Source organism: Methylobacterium oxalidis (genome assembly GCF_007992195.1).
Lineage (GTDB): Bacteria > Pseudomonadota > Alphaproteobacteria > Rhizobiales > Beijerinckiaceae > Methylobacterium > Methylobacterium oxalidis.
In genome coordinates, this window is sequence record NZ_BJZU01000018.1 from 1 (window position 1) to 14,956 (window position 14,956).

The window sequence follows — 14,956 nt, forward strand, 5'->3', positions numbered from 1 at the left end:
CGGCCCGCCTCCGCCGCCTCCGCCGCGAGGCCGCGCAGACGGCGGGCCGCAGCCTCGAGGGGCAGCGTCGCCTGCGCCGGCCCGGCGAGCGCGGCGAGAAGCGCGGCGCGGTCCGACTCCAGCGCCGCCGCGCGCGCCCGCGCCTCAGCCAGGTCGCGCTCGGCGAGCCGGCGCATCTCGCCCTGCACGGCCATCAGCCGCTCGGCCCGCCGGAGGCGGTCTCCCGTGAGCATGACCGTCAGCCTTTCCGCAGCCACTGCGCGTAGGCCGCGAGGTACTCGGTCATGAAGGCGCCCGCGACGCTGTAGAGGAGGAGCAGACCGCCGAACATCACGAACGGCGTCGCCACGAAGTAGACGGGGATCGTCGGCGTCAGCTTGTTCACGAAGCCCGCCGCGAGGTTCACGAGGACCGCGTAGATCACGAACGGTGCCGTGATCCTGAGGCCCAGCATGAAGGCGTCGCCGACCTGATCGACGATCCGCACCAGCAGGATCTGTGTTCCGATCCCCTCTCCCGGCGGGATGCGGCCGTAGGAGTCGACGAGGCCGCGGAACAGTTCCCAGTGCAGGTCCGCCGCGAAGAGCAGGGCGGTGGCGGTGAGCAGGATGAGGGACTCGACCGCGGGCACCGGGTCGGTGCCCTCCACGGGCGCGCCCGGCATGCTGCCGAAGCCGACCATCACGGAGACCGCGTTCATCACGGTCTCCAGGACGATCACGAAGATGCGCCCGAGGAATCCGATCAGCAGCCCGGTCAGGGTCTCGGTGCCGATCCAGAGGAGAGTCTGCGCCGGCGCCTGCCCGCCGAGCCGCTCCCGGAACAGGGGCAGGATCAGCGGCGCGACCGCGAGCGAGACGGCGAGCGCGATGAGGAGGCGCACCTGCTGGGGCACGCGGGGGCTGGAGAAGCCCGGTACCACGAGCAGGCAGCCGCCGACCCGGCAGAAGATCAGGAACACCCCGAGGAAGGTCTCGGGCGCGAGGGGGGTCACGAGACCGTGCCGAGAGACTTGATCTCGACGCCGCGCGCGATCTCCAGGTGCGAGAGCACCGGCAGCGTCGGGAACAGGCGCTCGATGATCATGCGCACGTAGGGGCGCGCGTCCGGCGCCGTCACGAGCGCGAAGCCGTGCGCCTCCTTCATCCGTGTCCGGATGGCGGCGGCGGCCTCGGTGCCGAACTGCTCGACGAGGCGCGGGTCGATGTCGAACTCGACCACCTCGCCCTTGGCGTCGCGCTTCAGGCTCTGATGGAAGGACAGGTCCCAGTTCGCTCCGAGGCGGAGCACGTTCAGAACGCCGTTCTCGGCGAGGTCGCCGCAGATCTGCTGGGCGATCCGCATCCGCACGTGCTCGGCGATCTGCTCGGCGCGACGCACATGCGGGCTGATCTCGGCCACGGCCTCCAGGATCAGGTGCAGGTTGCGGATCGAGACGCGCTCGGAGAGCAGAAGCTTCAGGACCGCCTGCAGGCCCGAATGCGAGATCTGCGACGGGCAGATCTCGTCGAGAAGCCGCTTGTACTCGGGGTCGAGCCGGTCGAGCAGGCCGCGCATGTCCTTGTAGGAGAGGAACTGGGGCAGGTTGTTGCGGATCACCTCGGAGAGGTGGGTCAGCAGCACCGAGGCGCCGTCGATCGCCTCGAAGCCGGAGCGCCGCACCTCGCCCGCGTAGGAGTCCATCACCCACAGCGCCCGCATGCCGAAGGCGGGCTCGCGCACCTCGTCGCTCGGAACGTCGGGGCGGGGCCCGTCGCCGATCACCACCAGCATCTCGCCCGGCCGCAACTCCTGCGTCGCCGCCACCGTGCCGTGGATCAGGATCTGGTAGGCCTTGGGCGGGATCGCGAGACTGTCGGTGAGCTTGATGTCGGGGACGACGAAACCGTACTGCCGGGCGAACTTTCGGCGCATCTTGGCGACGCGGTGGGAGAGCTCGGCGTGGCTCGCCTGGAGCTGGGCGGCGACCTGGCGGCCGAGCAGGAGCTCGATCTCCGGCGTGCGCAGCGATTCCTTGACCGATTCCCGCGCGGCGGCGGCCTTCTGCTCGTCCTCGGCCGCCGCCCTGGCGGCGGCCAGCGCCTGCCTGGCGGCGAGCCGCTTCGGGATGACGGTGGCGACGAAGCCGAGGAGGCCGCTCAGGGCCACGAAGGGCAGGAAGGGCAGGCCGGGCACGAGGGCGAAGAGGCCCATCAGCGCGGCGGCCACCATCAGCGCCCGGGGGTAGGCGCCGAGCTGGCCGAGAACCGCCTCCTCCGCCGTGCCGCGGGTGCCGCCCTTCGAGACGAGGAGGCCGGCGGCGAGCGAGACGATGAGCGCCGGGATCTGCGAGACGAGCCCGTCGCCGACCGAGAGCTTGGTGAAGATGTCGGCGGCCTGGGCGAGCGGCATCCCGTGGCGGGTGGTGCCGATGATGATGCCGCCGAAGACGTTGACCGCGATGACGATGAGCGAGGCCACCGCCTCGCCGCGCACGAACTTCGAGGCGCCGTCCATCGAGCCGAAGAAGGCCGATTCCTCCTCCAACTCCCGACGGCGGCGCTGCGCCTCCTTGTCGTCGATGAGGCCGGCATTGAGGTCGGCGTCGATCGCCATCTGCTTGCCGGGAATGGCGTCGAGCGTGAAGCGGGCGCCAACCTCCGCGATGCGGGTCGCGCCCTTGGTGATGACGAGGAAGTTGACCGTGATCAGGATCACGAAGACCACGATTCCGATCACGAAGTCGCCGCTCATCACGAACTGCGAGAAGCCCTGGATGACGTGGCCGGCGGCGTCCACGCCCTTCTGGCCGTTGGCCAGGATCAGCCGCGTCGTGGCGATGCCGAGGGCGAGCCGCAGCAGCGTCGCGATCAGCAGGACCGTCGGGAAGGCGGAGAATTCGAGCGGCTTCTGGATCCAGAGCGCCACCATCAGGATCAGCACCGACAGCGCGATCGAGAAGGCGAGCCCGACGTCGATCAGGATCGCGGGGACCGGCAGGAACAGCACCGCGAGGATGCAGACGATGCCCGCCGCGAACCCGAAATCCCGCCGCGACCGCTGCTCCGCGGCGGGCACGCCGCCCGCCGCACCGCTCACCGCCATGACGCCCCCACCCTCCGCTCCAGGCCCGAGCGGTTGTGGCGGGCCAAGCTTGCGCGAGGATGGCCCTCAGAAGCCGGTGGCGATGCGGCCGTAGGTGGTCTCGGCGAAGGCGTAGATCTGCGCGCCGACGAAGGAGCCGGTGGCCGCCAGGACCAGCAGGATCACGAGGATCTTGGGCACGAAGGTGAGCGTCACCTCCTGCACCTGCGTGAGCGCCTGGACGAGCGCCACCACGATGCCGACGAGCATCGCCGCGCCGACCGAAGGGCCGGCCGCCACGATCACCGTCCAGATGGCGGAGCGCACGAGTTCGAGGGCATCGACCTCGTTCATGGCAGGTCCTCCCTGTCCTCGCGAGCCTCAGGACACCACGATGCCGGAGGCGAGGAGCATCTCGCGCCCGTCCGTGAGGCGGGCGAGCGCGCCGTCGCTCGTGATGCGCACGGACTGCACCGTGCCCGAGACCGCGCCGTCCGCCGAGGTGACGGTGCGCCCGATGATCGCCTCGGCCTGGTCCAGGAAGCTGGCGGACAGGAGCGAGTCGAGCTTCTGGTTGGTCTTCGTCGCCTGCTCGACCTGGGACAGGGAGGCGAGCTGGCCGACATACTCCGTCGAATCCATCGGCTTCGTCGGGTCCTGGTTCTTCAGCTGCGTCATAAACAGCGTCAGGAACGCGTCGGCGTTGAGCTTCGAGGCGACCGTGCCGGCGGCCTTGGCGGTCGCCGCGGCGGTCGAGTTGGTGGCGGAAACGTCCATGGCTCAGACCTCCTTGCGGGCGCCCACGGGGCGCTTCGGCCGGGGCTCGGGCAGAACCGCCGGCGGGATCGGGGCGGAGGGCGAGGCTGCGGCACCCTCGCTCGACGCCATCAGCGCGGCCTCGACCGGGTAGAGCGCGCGGATGAGCTTCAGCACCTCGAACAGGCGTCCGGCCTCGACATGCCCCCGCGCCGCCCGCAGCCGCTCGTGGACCCGGGCGTCACGGGTCGCTTCGAGGATGCCGTCCTGCAGGCTCGCGTAGAGGGCGCGGGCGGGCTCGGCCCGGGCGGGATCGATCAGCATGGTCTGCGCCGCGAAGTAGAGCTGGCGCAGCGGCGTCGTGGCCTCCTCCGCCTGGAGCACGTGGCCCTCGAGCAGGAAGGTCGCCTCGTTCAGGAGCTCGATCGACACCTTGCGATCGACCCGAAGCACGGCGCCGTTGATGTAGACGCGCTCGCCCGGCCTCAGGGAGAGGTGCATGGTCCGGCTCACCGCAGGCCCTCCCGGATCGAGGTGTTCACCTCGATCAGCGCGGCGAGGCTGCGCTCGGGCGCGCTCAGCACCTCGCCCACCTCGCGCATGGTCCACAGGCCGATCGAGACGAGATCGTCGCGCAGGCCCTCGGGCAGGGCGTTGTCCGGGCTGAGCAGGTCGGCGATCAGCACGTTCCAGAGATCCTGGACGAGGCCGACCGCCGCCGTGCGCTCCGCGCCCCGGAGGCCCCGCGCCTCGACGTCCCGCAGGAGGCCGAGGGCGCGGTCGAACGCCTCGCGCTCGCGCTCGCGGCCGGTCTCGGGCGCGTCCTCGAGGATCTCGGAATAGGAGAAACGGTACATGGAGCCGGTGCCTCGTGTGCTCTCGTGCCGCCGCGCCCGGAGGGCGGCGGGCCGCCTCCGGCGCGACGCGGTGTCGAAAAGTCAGGCGATGAACGCGACGAGGCTCAGCTGCCGGAGCTGGGCGGTCAGCGCGTAGGACATCTGAAGCTGGGTGGTGACGGCGTCGACGCGGGTCTTCGCCTCCGCCGGGTCGACCGCCTCGAGCCGGCCGATCTCGGTCGATAGCAGCGAAGCCTGTGCCTCCAGGCGGCTGTTCGCGTCCGTGATCCGCGACTGGGCGCGTCCGAGATCGGCCTGCATCGCGACGAGCCCGCCGCTCGCCTCGCCGAGCAGGGTCTGCACCCGCCCGGTGGCGACGAGCCGGGTCTCCAGGGGCATGGCGCCGAGGTTGAGGTCGGAGGCGATCACGTAGGCCATGGCGAGCTTGCGGATCGCCGGCGCGTTGGCGTTGACGGAGGTCTCGATGGTCTCACTGAGCGAGATCCGGCTGTCGAGGTTGCGGCTCGCGGCCTGCGACCACTGGCTCGTCCACGAGGCTTCCGAGAAGAGAGGCTCGATCCGCGTCGCGAGGAAATCCTTCATCTGGTCCGCCGACACGCCGGCCGCGCCCGGGCTGTCCTTGGCGAAGCCGAAATAGGCCGTGAAAGCCGCGTCCACGGCGGCGCGCGCCGGGGAGGCCGGGCTTCCCGCGTAGGCCGTGAGCGGGGCCACGCCCGTGCGGGTGCCGCCGAAGACGTACTGGCCCGAGGCGGAGGCGTTGAGGGCGGCGGCGAGCGCCGCGAGCTGGCTTCCGGCCGTGGCGGCGACGGTCCCGGCGCGCTGCTGGTCGGTCAGGCCGATCATGTCCTTCTGCAGCGCGTCGGCCGCCGCCTGGACCTGTTTGAGGGCGGCCTGGCTCGTGGAGAGCCGCAGGGAGGCGGCGTCGTTGCCCGTGCGCAGGGCTTCGAGCTCGGCCCTGCGCTGGCGCAGGCCGAGGCTCTCGCCGACCCGCGCGCCGAGTTCCAGGCCGACATCGGCGAAGCGTCCGTCCGCGATCTCCCTGTTCGCCCTGGCGAGCTCGGCCTGCAGGCGCGGGACGCTCGCGCGGGACGCGTTCGAGAGGCTGAGGCTCGAGATGAAGCTCGTGGTCATCATGGCCGCTATCGCACCGCGTCGAGGAGGGTTCGCAGAAGGTCGTCCACCAGGGTCAGGAGCTTGGCGGAGGCCGTGTAGGAACGCTCGAGCTGCAGGGTCTGGGCGGTCTCGTCGTCCCCGTTGACGCCGACGGCGTTCGACAGGGCGTCGCCGGCGCGGCCCAGCAGGGTCGCCTGGTACTCGGCTGCCGCCGCCGCGTCCTTGCGCTTGGCCTCGAGCCAGCCGGCGGAGGCCGCGGCGAAGCCGAGGAGGGAGGCGCTGCCCTTGAGATCCGCGCCGGGATCGAAGCCGCGCTCGGCGGCGAGCGCCGCCGCGAGGCCGCGCAGGCGACCGGAATAGGCGGCGTCCGTCGCGGGGTTGTCGCGGTAGGCGGCGCCGTTCATGCCGCCGTCGCGCAGGAGCGCGAGGTCGCCGCCCCGCTGCGGATCGACCGCCGGGTTGATCCGGATGCGGGCGGCGGAGCCCGCCGTGGAGGCCGCCCCCGCGCCGAGGGTGAACAGGCCCGGCCGGTCGCCGGCCGAGGGGGTCACCTTGTCGGTCTCGGCGAAGACCTCGACGAGCGCGCCCGCGATGGCGTCGAGCTGCGCCTCGTAGGCGGGGGCGAGGTCGTCGCGCAGGGCCGCGAGTCCGGCCAGGCGCCCCGAGGCGAGGGGCATCGGCGAGGCTGACCCGGTGACCGGCACACCGTCGACCGTGACCGCCGCACCGACCGTGCCGGGAGCGAAGGCCGCCGTCGCGGCGAGGGTGACGCTGCGCGCGGTGCGCTCGAACAGGGGAACGCCGCCGTCAGTGTAGAGCGCGAGGTCGCCGCCCTCGCGCTCGACCGTGGTCAGGCCGACCTCCTCGGACAGGGCCGCGATGATCCGGTCCCGGTCGTCGAGGCTGTCGGAGATGTCGCTGCCCTCGGCCGTGCCCCGGATCACGGCCCGGTTGGCGGCGTCGTACTGGACCAGCAGATCGTTGATCCGCGCCACCGAGGCGGACATCGCCTTGTCGGCCTCGAGGCGCACGCCGTGCACGGACTCGGCGGCGGTGTTGAGGCTGCCCGCGAGGTCCCGCGCGGCGTCGACCGCCGTGCGCAGGATGGCGGTCTTGTCCGGCTGGTTGGCGGCCGCCTGGAGCGCGGCGTTGAGCGCGCCGAGCCGGGCCGCGGGCGAGGTCGCGTCGGCCGTGTCGCCCACCGTCCGGGACAGGGTCGTGAGGCCGCCGAGCAGGGCATTGCGCTCGGCCGAGGCCGAGGTCGCGTCCAGCTTGCGCGCGAACAGGGCCGCGTCGCTCGCCCGCGCGATCACCACGCGGACGGCACCGCCGCCCGTCACCAGCGTCGCGATCTTGCGCGCGTAGGACGCGTCGTTGGCCCCCGCGATGTTGCGGGAGGCGACCGCGATCTGGCTCGAGGTGGCGACGAGCGAGGTGCGGGCGGTGTTGAGGGCGAGCGAGAGGCCCATCGGTCCGGTTCCCCTGAGGCGGCCTGCCGTCAGCGCTTGAGGTTCATCAGGGTCTCGAGGAGCTCGTTGCCGGTCATGAACACCTTGGAATTGGCGGTGTAGACCGTCTGCGACTCGATCATCGCGGTCAGCTCGGTGCTGACGTCGACGTTCGACTGCTCGAGGGCGCCGGCCTTGATCGTGCCGCGGCCGTTGAGGCCCGCGAAGCCGATCAGCAGGTCGCCGGATTTCGGGCTCATCGTGTAGACGTTGCCGGCCCGAGGCTCGAGGTTGTCGGGACTCGGCACGTCGGCGAGCGGCACCTTGTAGGCGGCCGCACGCGTGCCGTCCGCGTAGATGGCGTAGACGGTGCCGTCGGTGCCGAACTCGGCGCCCGTCACGGAGGTCGGCGCCGAGCCGTTCGCCGCGCCGTTGAGGGCGTAGGCGCCCGCGAGCTGCGTCACGTTGCTCATGTCGATCTTGACCGGCTGGCCGTTCGGCACCGTGACCGTGATGCTCGTCGTGGCGGGCGGCTTGCCGCTCGCGCCGAAGGTGATGCTGCTCGTCGTCAGCGGCGGGCTCGGCAGGGCGTAGGCGGGCTTGGCCGAGGCGTCGTAGACGCTCACCGACCACGTGTCCGAGGCCGTCTTGGCGAGGTAGATGTCGAGGGTCACCGACTGGCCGAGATTGTTGAAGGTGACGAGCGAGGTCTTCTTGGAATAGGCGGCGCCGGCCGGCACCGGCGCCGGGGTCGCGGGCAGCACGGACTCGTCGTAGGGCAGGTTGCCGGCGATCGAGCCGATGGTGGAGGGCCGCGCCTGCGTGCCGATCTGCGAGACGTTGATCGGCACCATGTCCTGCACGCTGTTGAGCGCGGGGCTCGGCTCGCCGTTGGCGAGGCTGTAGCCCATCAGGGTGAAGCCGCCCGCGTTCACGAGGTTGCCGGTCGGCCCGTCCACCACGAAGTTGCCCGAGCGCGTGAGGTAGGAGCCCTTGTTGGTGTCCTGCACCACGAAGAAGCCGTTGCCCTGGATGGCGATGTCGGTCTTCGAGTTGGTGAAGGCGATCGGCCCCTGCTCGCCGACCGAGCGGCGGATCGCGGTCTCGACCGCGCCCGAGTTGTAGTTGCCGTAATCGGCCGATTCGAGGAGCAGCGAGGAGAACTCCGTCGAGGTGCGCTTGTAGCCCGTCGTGCCGGAATTCTGGATGTTCTCGGCCACCGTCGAGATGCGGTTCGACTGGGCGTTCATGCCGGAGACGCCGGTGCGGAGCACGCCGATGAGACTCATGCGGACACCTCGATGGGACCTGTCGTGGGGCGCATTAAGCGCGGGATGGCTTGCGCGGGGCTGAGGGGCACGGGGTGGCCTCAGCCGCGCAGGGATTGGGCGAGTTCGAGGAAGGCGTCCCGGCTCGGGGGCTGGCCCGGCTCCTGGCGCATGGCCTCGTAGATGCGGGGCACGAGGGCGACCGCCTGGTCGAGCTCGGCGTCGGTGCCGGGGCGGTAGCCGCCCATCAGGCGCAGGTCCCGGGTCTCCTCGAACCGGGCCATCATCGCCTTGAGCTTGCGCACGAGGTCGCGCTGCTCGCCGGTCCAGACCTCGCCCGAGAGCCGCGAGATCGAGCCGAGCAGGTCGATCGCCGGGTAGCGCCCCTGCTCGGCGATGGCGCGGTCGAGAACGACGTGGCCGTCGAGCGTGCCGCGGATGCTGTCGGCCACGGGGTCGTTGTGGTCATCCCCGTCGACGAGGACGGAGAACACGCCCGTGATGCTGCCCGAGCCCTCGGAGCCCGGCCCGGCCCGTTCGAGGAGGCGCGGCAGGTCCGAGAACACGCTCGGCGGATAGCCGCGGGCCACCGGCGGCTCGCCCGCGGCGAGCGCCACGTCGCGGGCGGCGTGGGCGTAGCGGGTTACCGAGTCGACGATGAGCAGGACCGACTCGCCCGCGTCCCGGAAGCTCTCGGCGACCGCGAGTGCCACCTTCGGGGCCTGGCGGCGCATCATCGGGCTCTCGTCGCCCGTCGAGACGACGATGACGGAGCGGGCGCGGGCCGCCGCGATCGGGCCTTCGAGGAACTCGCGCACCTCGCGCCCGCGCTCGCCCACGAGAGCGACGACGACGCTGTCGAACCCTTCGGCGCCGGCCAGCATGGCGAGCAGGGTCGACTTGCCGACGCCCGAGCCCGCGAAGATGCCGATGCGCTGGCCCGCGCAGAGCGGGGTGAACAGATCGAGCGCCCGCACGCCCGTGCCGAGGGGGCGGCGCACGCGGGCGCGGGCGAAGGCGGCGGGCGGGTCGGCGTCGAGGGGAGCCGCGCGCTCTCCCGGCCGCAGCGGGCCGGCCTCGTCGATCGGGCGGCCGAGGGCGTCGATGACCCGGCCCTTCCAGCTCGCATCGGGCCTGAGGTCGGCCGGGCCGAGCCGGAAGGCGGGCGTGCCGATGCCGGCCTCGATGCGGTTCTCGAACACCTTGAGGGTCGCGCCCGCTTCGTCGACGCGCACGATCTCGCCGACCTGCATCCGTCCCTGCGCCGTGAAGCCCATGCGGTCGCCGAGGCGCACGAACGGGGCGACGCCGCCGATCCGGCAGGCGCTCGCCGTGACCTCGCGGATCGGCCCGCCGACCCGCACGAGGGCGCCCTCGCTGAGCGCGCCGGCCAGCGCCAGTTCCAGGCGCTCGATCGCGTCTGCCGCCATCGCGTCAGCCCTGCGGTCCGAGGGTCTTGATGGCGCCCGAGAGCGAGGTCTCGGCCTCGGCCGTCATGCTCGCCGCGCTCTCGAAGGCGCGCTGGATGGTGATGAGCTTCGTCATCTCCAGGATCGGGTTGACGTTCGCACCCTCGACGTAGCCCTGCACCACGCCGATCGCGGTGAAATCCTGGACCGGTCGCCCGGGCAGGCTGGAGGCGACGCTGCTCGAGCCCGCCCGCGTCAGGGCCGCCTTCGGGTCAAGGGTGAAGAGGCCGAGCGCCCCGACCTGGTTGGTGCCCTGGTGAATGCTGCCGTCGCGGCCGATCGTCGGCGGCCCGGCCTGCGGATCGAGGAGGAGCGGCGCGCCGCCGGGGTCGAGCACGGGCTGGCCCGATAGGTTCCGGAGCTGGCCCGTCGCGTCCATCGTGATGCGGCCGTCTCGGGTGTAGAGCGGTCCGGCCGGACCGCCGACGCTCAGCCACGCGTCGCCCTGCACGGCGACGTCGAGGGGCGAATCCGTTTTCGTGGTGGGGCCGGCGGCGCGCGAGATGTAGGTGTCGCCCGAACCCACGAAGGCGACGGTCCCCCGGCTCGCCTGGGCGAGCAGGGCGGAGAACTTCGTCTCCTCCGCGCGGTAGCCCGCGCTCGCCATGTTGGCGACGTTGTTGGCGGTGGTCGTGAGCCGCTTCTCCAGCGCGAGCTGGCTGGAGAGGGCGACGTAGAGTCCGTTCTGCACGCCGTCAGCTCCCGGAGACGCCGAACAGGGCGAGCACGGGCGCCTGGGTCGCGTTGTTCTGCGCGTCCCAGATCGCGGCGAAGCGCTTGACGAAGGCCTCGAGCTTGGCCGGATCCCGGAAGCTCGCGACGTCGATCTTCGCCTCGATCAAACTCGCGCGGCGGGCGAGCGCCTCGCTGGTCGCGGCCCCGCTCGTCGCCGGCAGTCCCAGCACGGTATTGGCGACCTGGCTGAGCGCCGGGTCGCCGAGGATCTCGTAGGCGCTGGTCAGGTCCGGTGCCTTGCGGGCGAAATAGAGGGCGAGGCGCACGCCCGTGTCCTCCTCGCCCGCCTGCGTCTCGATGGTCTGGCGCAGGTAGGCGTCGGTGACGTTCTGCACCTGCGCGTCGGGGGCGAGAGCCGTGCCGAAGCCGATGTCGATCGCCGTCCGGCCCGGATCCGAGAGGGCGAGGTTGCGGACCGCGAGGCTGCGGTTCGCCCCGCCGGCGGCGTAGGCCGGTCCGCCGAAGGGGGGCGCGTAGGCCGTCGTCTCGAGGAAGAGCCGGTTGCCGAGGCCGAGGCCGATCGAGACCTTGCCGGCAAGGTTCGTCTCGCCCGAGGCGGCGATCTGACGATCGATCGCGTCGGCGAGCTCGGTGGAGGTCACGCGGGCGAGGTCGGCGACGGAGGCCGCCAGGGTGTCGCGGTTGAGGAGGATGGTGGCCGACCTCGTCGTCGCCGCGTCGACCTGCGAGGACAGCGCGAAGCGCGCCTCCTGCGAGCCCGAGAAGTCGAAGGTCTCACCGTCCGGCGGGTTGCCGGAGAGGCGCGCGGGCACGGGCGCCGCGGCGCCCGTCTCCGAGATCGTCCCGTCCGTGCCCCGGGCGCTCGCGCTGCCCGACGCGAAGTCGAAGGCCCGGGCGAAGGCGACGTAGCGGTCGTCGGCGAGGCGGTTGGCGAAGCTCGTCCCGGAGGAGACGCCCTCGGTCAGGACCTTCCGCATGAAGGCCTTGGCGTAGATCATGTCCTCCAGGCCGAAGGCGCGCATGGCGTAGCCGTAGAGGCGCTTGTCGGCGAGGAAGTCGTCGACCGACCGCACCGCGCCGATATGGTCGGCATAGTAGCGGGTGTCGCGTGCCACCGCCGGGTCGGCGGCCTTCCGCTTCAGGGAGGCCGTCAGATCGCGGGCGATCAGGCTGTAGCTCGACAGCGTGTCGATCACGGGTGGCCCTCCGCGCGGGCGGCGCTGAGGGTGAGGGCGACGGCCATGGCTTGCGCGCTCGCGAGGGTGCCGGATGCGGCTTCGCCCCGCTCTAGGCATCCTGCCTTGCCCGGGGCTTGTCCGGCGGCGGGTTCGGGCGCGGGCCTCACAGCTGCGCCGGCCCGATGATGGTCTCGGTGGTGATGACGATCCAGCCGGCGCCCGTGTCGCGGATGGAGAGCACCCGGCCGGCCCCCGGCAGGGTGGCGCCGACCGAGACCTGCCGCACGCCGTCCCGGCTCTCCACGAGGGCCTGCCCGTCGAGCACGCGCCGCAGCGCGTAGCCGCTCGGCGGAACGGGCGAGGGCTGCGGCGCGGGCGAGCGCACCGCCGCAGGCCGCTCGGGCAGCGAGCCGGTGGTGAGGGGATCGAGATCGGGCTGGGCCGCGCCTGCCACGACGCTCCTGTCGACGCCCTTCTTCCAGGCGAAGGGGCCCGCCTGCGCGGGCAGCACCTCCCGGGTCGCGTAGGGACGCGTCCCGGTCGAGATCGCGTAGCCGGCAAATCCGCTGGCCGTGAGGGCGAGAAGGCCGACCGCGCCGAGCGCGACCCGCTCGACGGCGGCCTCGCGGGCTCGCCGGACCGCGACCGAGCCGGCGAGCGGGCGCGCGGCGGGAGCGGACGGCAAGGCGCCGGACGGCTTGACGGCGTGGCGGGACATGGGAGGATCTGTGCTTGGGCGTGACGGTCTTCCTAACGGATCGTGAAGGATCATGCTTGACGAGCGGTTAATGGGGCTCGCGCCGAGCCGGGCGTTCCGGCACCTCCGGGAGGCGGCCCGCGGGTGAAGGATGGCCGGCGCGATGATGCGCGCGAACGGAGGAATCGGGGTATTCAGTCCCGCATGCCGACCTGGATGTCACATCGCCGCCCCGAGTTCGGACGGGCCCGCTCAACCCGTCTTCTCAGGATGAGAGGCGAGAGTACGAAGGCGCCGATCCTGCCGGGCGCTCGACCGGAGGCGGCCCCGGATGCCCGGTCCTGACGAGAGCGGGCGGGACGCGGAGCGCCCGCGGGCGGCCAAGCGCCGCCGCGTGATCCAGCAGGGCCGGATCGTGGCGGGGCCCGAGCGCCTCGTCGCCTGCACGATCCACGACCTCTCGCGCGCGGGCGCGAAGATCCGCCTCTCGCCGCGGATCGCGCTGCCGGAGAGCTTCGACCTCGTCATTGTCGGGGACGAGCTGTCGACCCATCGGGCTCGGCTGCGCTGGCGGCGCGGCGACTTCGCCGGCCTCACCTTCGAGGCGTCCTGAGACGCGCCCATCCACAGGGTCGAGGCGCGGGACGGACCGGGCCCGCCCGCTTAATCGCTTGATAACGGGCGCCCCGCATAGTCGCGGCATCGGCGAACGATGTCTCAGCCCTGAGAATCCTGTCCGCCGATGCAGGCACAGCGGACGGCTCCTCCGGAGCCAGTGACATGATGTCGTTTCCGCTGATCCGGTGCGAGTCCGGACGTGTAACGCGTAGGCGCGTGGCCCCCTCGGCGAGCCCGAGTCCGGTCGGCCGTTCCGCTATCCCGGTGAGAGCCCGGTTCCAGAACCCGCCCTGCCAACTCGCCGAACCCGGAAGTGTGATCCCGTGACCAGCCTGCTCACCAACATCTCCGCGATGACCGCGTTGACGACCCTCAAGGGCATCAACACGCAGCTCGACATGACCAGCAACCGCGTCTCGACCGGCCAGCGCGTGTCGAACGCCGCCGACAACGCCGCCTACTGGTCGATCGCCACGACGGTGCGCACCGACAACGCCTCGCTCGGTGCCGTGAAGGACTCGCTCGGCCTCGGATCGTCCGCGGTCGACACCGCCTATAACGGACTCAACTCGATCCTGACCGACCTGCAGAACATGCGCGCCAAGCTGCAGACCGCCCTCACCCCGGGCGTCGACCGCAGCAAGGTCCAGACCGAGATCGCGGCGATCCAGAACAAGATGAAGGCCACCGCCGATTCCTCGGTCTCCAGCGGCCAGAACTGGATCTCGGTCGACTCGGCCGCGTCGAACTACCAGAGCCAGCAGCAGGTCGTCGCCGGCTTCTCGCGCAATGCGGGCGGCACGATCGACTTCTCCTACGTCAAGGTCGATGTCGGGACGATCAAGCTCTACGATGCCACCGGCACCAGCATCACCAAGCCCGCGACCGAGGCGCAGGTCTTCGCGAGCCAGTCGCTGACCGGCACGGCTCCGTTCCGGCCGGGCGCCGCCGCCGGCACCCGCGGAACGGCCGACTTCTCGAGCGCCGTGGTCGAACTCTCGATCAAGCTGAACGGCGGCGCGGGCGTTACCCTCAAGCTCGACAAGGCGAGCCTGACCGCGGCCGTCGCCGACGTCACCAAGGTGACGACGGACGAGTTCATCGACGCGATCAACAACACGATCGCGGCGACGACCGGACTGACCGGCAACGTCACCGCGGGCCTGGACTCGCAGGGGCGCCTCACCTTCAAGACGACGGCTGCGACCAGCACGACGAAGATCCAGGTCGACACCACGGCCAACAACACGATCGATGTCGGCTTCGGCGCCGCCAGCGCGACCGGAGCCGTCGCGACCGGCACCAACGCGAGCAGCACGACGGGCAAGGGCACGTTGGACAGCGACGTCGGCACCTACACGGCGCCCGGCATGACGGGCGCCTACACGGTCGCGAACTTCGACATCTCGAAGCTCGTCGGCACGAAGGGCGACGACGACCTCCGGGCGATCATCAACGCGGTGGACCAGGCCATCGGCAAGGTGACGGATGCGGGCACCAAGCTCGGCGCCAACAAGACCCAGATCGACGGTCAGAAGACCTTCGTCGACACGCTGATGAAGGCCAACGACCGCACGGTCGGCATCCTGGTCGATGCGGATGTCGAGGAGGAATCGACCAAGCTGAAGGCGCTGCAGACGCAGCAGCAGCTCGCGATCCAGGCGCTCAGCATCGCGAACTCCAGCAGCCAGAACGTGCTCTCGCTGTTCCGCTAAGACCCGGCCAAATCCCGGACAGAATGAAGGCCGCGCTCCCCGGAGCGCGGCCTTTCTCGTCGCCTCGAGGCGCGCCGC

At 71.5% G+C, this 14,956-nt stretch carries 15 protein-coding genes and 1 pseudogene; 2 read left to right on the forward strand and 14 right to left on the reverse strand.

Going from position 1 to position 14,956, the window contains the following annotated elements; genetic code table 11:
* The 14 genes and pseudogenes from MOX02_RS06130 to MOX02_RS06195 all read right to left on the reverse strand — a co-directional run.
* Positions 1–233, reverse strand: a pseudogene (locus tag MOX02_RS06130) (hypothetical protein); the annotation flags it as partial.
* A gap of 5 nt (positions 234–238) precedes the next feature.
* Positions 239–994 (reverse strand): flagellar biosynthesis protein FliR, encoded by a 756-nt coding sequence (gene fliR / locus MOX02_RS06135; RefSeq protein ID WP_147024923.1) that lies wholly within the window; start codon positions 992–994, stop codon positions 239–241.
* Complete coding sequence (flhA, locus tag MOX02_RS06140) at positions 991–3,084, reverse strand: flagellar biosynthesis protein FlhA (RefSeq protein ID WP_147024924.1); 2,094 nt, start codon at positions 3,082–3,084, stop codon at positions 991–993. Before flhA ends, fliR begins: the two co-directional genes overlap by 4 nt.
* A gap of 66 nt (positions 3,085–3,150) precedes the next feature.
* Positions 3,151–3,417 carry a flagellar biosynthetic protein FliQ gene (locus tag MOX02_RS06145; protein ID WP_147024925.1) on the reverse strand — a complete coding sequence of 89 codons (267 nt, stop codon included), beginning with the start codon at positions 3,415–3,417 and terminating at the stop codon, positions 3,151–3,153.
* Between the two features lie 27 nt (positions 3,418–3,444).
* Positions 3,445–3,840, reverse strand: a complete 396-nt coding sequence (gene flgD, locus MOX02_RS06150) for a flagellar hook assembly protein FlgD (RefSeq protein WP_147024926.1) — start codon at positions 3,838–3,840, stop codon at positions 3,445–3,447.
* Positions 3,841–3,843: 3 nt separating this feature from the next.
* Positions 3,844–4,320 carry a flagellar biosynthesis repressor FlbT gene (gene flbT, locus MOX02_RS06155; RefSeq protein ID WP_147024959.1) on the reverse strand — a complete coding sequence of 159 codons (477 nt, stop codon included), beginning with the start codon at positions 4,318–4,320 and terminating at the stop codon, positions 3,844–3,846.
* An 8-nt stretch (positions 4,321–4,328) separates the two neighbouring features.
* Positions 4,329–4,676 (reverse strand): flagellar biosynthesis regulator FlaF, encoded by a 348-nt coding sequence (flaF, locus tag MOX02_RS06160; protein WP_147024927.1) that lies wholly within the window; start codon positions 4,674–4,676, stop codon positions 4,329–4,331.
* An 81-nt stretch (positions 4,677–4,757) separates the two neighbouring features.
* The gene (locus MOX02_RS06165; RefSeq protein ID WP_147024928.1) at positions 4,758–5,810 is read right to left on the reverse strand and encodes a flagellar hook-associated family protein; all 1,053 of its coding nucleotides are present in this window, start codon (positions 5,808–5,810) and stop codon (positions 4,758–4,760) included.
* A 5-nt stretch (positions 5,811–5,815) separates the two neighbouring features.
* Positions 5,816–7,258, reverse strand: coding sequence for a flagellar hook-associated protein FlgK (gene flgK / locus MOX02_RS06170; protein ID WP_147024929.1), 1,443 nt, complete (start codon positions 7,256–7,258; stop codon positions 5,816–5,818).
* A 29-nt stretch (positions 7,259–7,287) separates the two neighbouring features.
* A complete protein-coding gene (locus MOX02_RS06175) occupies positions 7,288–8,526 on the reverse strand; it encodes a flagellar hook protein FlgE (protein WP_147024930.1) in 1,239 nt (412 codons plus the stop codon).
* A gap of 80 nt (positions 8,527–8,606) precedes the next feature.
* Positions 8,607–9,935 (reverse strand): flagellar protein export ATPase FliI, encoded by a 1,329-nt coding sequence (gene fliI / locus MOX02_RS06180; protein ID WP_147024931.1) that lies wholly within the window; start codon positions 9,933–9,935, stop codon positions 8,607–8,609.
* 4 nt (positions 9,936–9,939) lie between these two features.
* Positions 9,940–10,665 (reverse strand): flagellar basal-body rod protein FlgF, encoded by a 726-nt coding sequence (gene flgF, locus MOX02_RS06185; protein WP_147024932.1) that lies wholly within the window; start codon positions 10,663–10,665, stop codon positions 9,940–9,942.
* 4 nt (positions 10,666–10,669) lie between these two features.
* The gene (locus tag MOX02_RS06190) at positions 10,670–11,866 is read right to left on the reverse strand and encodes a DUF1217 domain-containing protein (protein WP_147024933.1); all 1,197 of its coding nucleotides are present in this window, start codon (positions 11,864–11,866) and stop codon (positions 10,670–10,672) included.
* A 145-nt stretch (positions 11,867–12,011) separates the two neighbouring features.
* Positions 12,012–12,566, reverse strand: a complete 555-nt coding sequence (locus MOX02_RS06195; RefSeq protein ID WP_147024934.1) for a hypothetical protein — start codon at positions 12,564–12,566, stop codon at positions 12,012–12,014.
* 310 nt (positions 12,567–12,876) lie between these two features.
* Between MOX02_RS06195 and MOX02_RS06200 the strand changes: the two genes are divergently transcribed.
* Complete coding sequence (locus MOX02_RS06200) at positions 12,877–13,158, forward strand: PilZ domain-containing protein (protein ID WP_147024935.1); 282 nt, start codon at positions 12,877–12,879, stop codon at positions 13,156–13,158.
* 328 nt (positions 13,159–13,486) lie between these two features.
* Entirely contained in the window at positions 13,487–14,878 is a 1,392-nt protein-coding gene (locus MOX02_RS32640; protein ID WP_147024936.1) for a flagellin N-terminal helical domain-containing protein, read from the forward strand.
* Positions 14,879–14,956: the final 78 nt, after the last annotated feature.

What these genes read in the sequence shown, in the direction of transcription:
- MOX02_RS06145 (WP_147024925.1), bottom strand. Translation starts at nt 3,417, where the DNA reads ATGAACGAGGTCGATGCCCTCGAACTCGTGCGCTCCGCCATCTGGACG.
- flgD (WP_147024926.1), bottom strand. Translation starts at nt 3,840, where the DNA reads ATGGACGTTTCCGCCACCAACTCGACCGCCGCGGCGACCGCCAAGGCC.
- MOX02_RS06165 (WP_147024928.1), bottom strand. Translation starts at nt 5,810, where the DNA reads ATGATGACCACGAGCTTCATCTCGAGCCTCAGCCTCTCGAACGCGTCC.
- flbT (WP_147024959.1), bottom strand. Translation starts at nt 4,320, where the DNA reads ATGCACCTCTCCCTGAGGCCGGGCGAGCGCGTCTACATCAACGGCGCC.
- MOX02_RS06175 (WP_147024930.1), bottom strand. Translation starts at nt 8,526, where the DNA reads ATGAGTCTCATCGGCGTGCTCCGCACCGGCGTCTCCGGCATGAACGCC.
- fliI (WP_147024931.1), bottom strand. Translation starts at nt 9,935, where the DNA reads ATGGCGGCAGACGCGATCGAGCGCCTGGAACTGGCGCTGGCCGGCGCG.
- flhA (WP_147024924.1), bottom strand. Translation starts at nt 3,084, where the DNA reads ATGGCGGTGAGCGGTGCGGCGGGCGGCGTGCCCGCCGCGGAGCAGCGG.
- MOX02_RS06200 (WP_147024935.1), top strand. Translation starts at nt 12,877, where the DNA reads ATGCCCGGTCCTGACGAGAGCGGGCGGGACGCGGAGCGCCCGCGGGCG.
- flaF (WP_147024927.1), bottom strand. Translation starts at nt 4,676, where the DNA reads ATGTACCGTTTCTCCTATTCCGAGATCCTCGAGGACGCGCCCGAGACC.
- MOX02_RS06195 (WP_147024934.1), bottom strand. Translation starts at nt 12,566, where the DNA reads ATGTCCCGCCACGCCGTCAAGCCGTCCGGCGCCTTGCCGTCCGCTCCC.
- flgK (WP_147024929.1), bottom strand. Translation starts at nt 7,258, where the DNA reads ATGGGCCTCTCGCTCGCCCTCAACACCGCCCGCACCTCGCTCGTCGCC.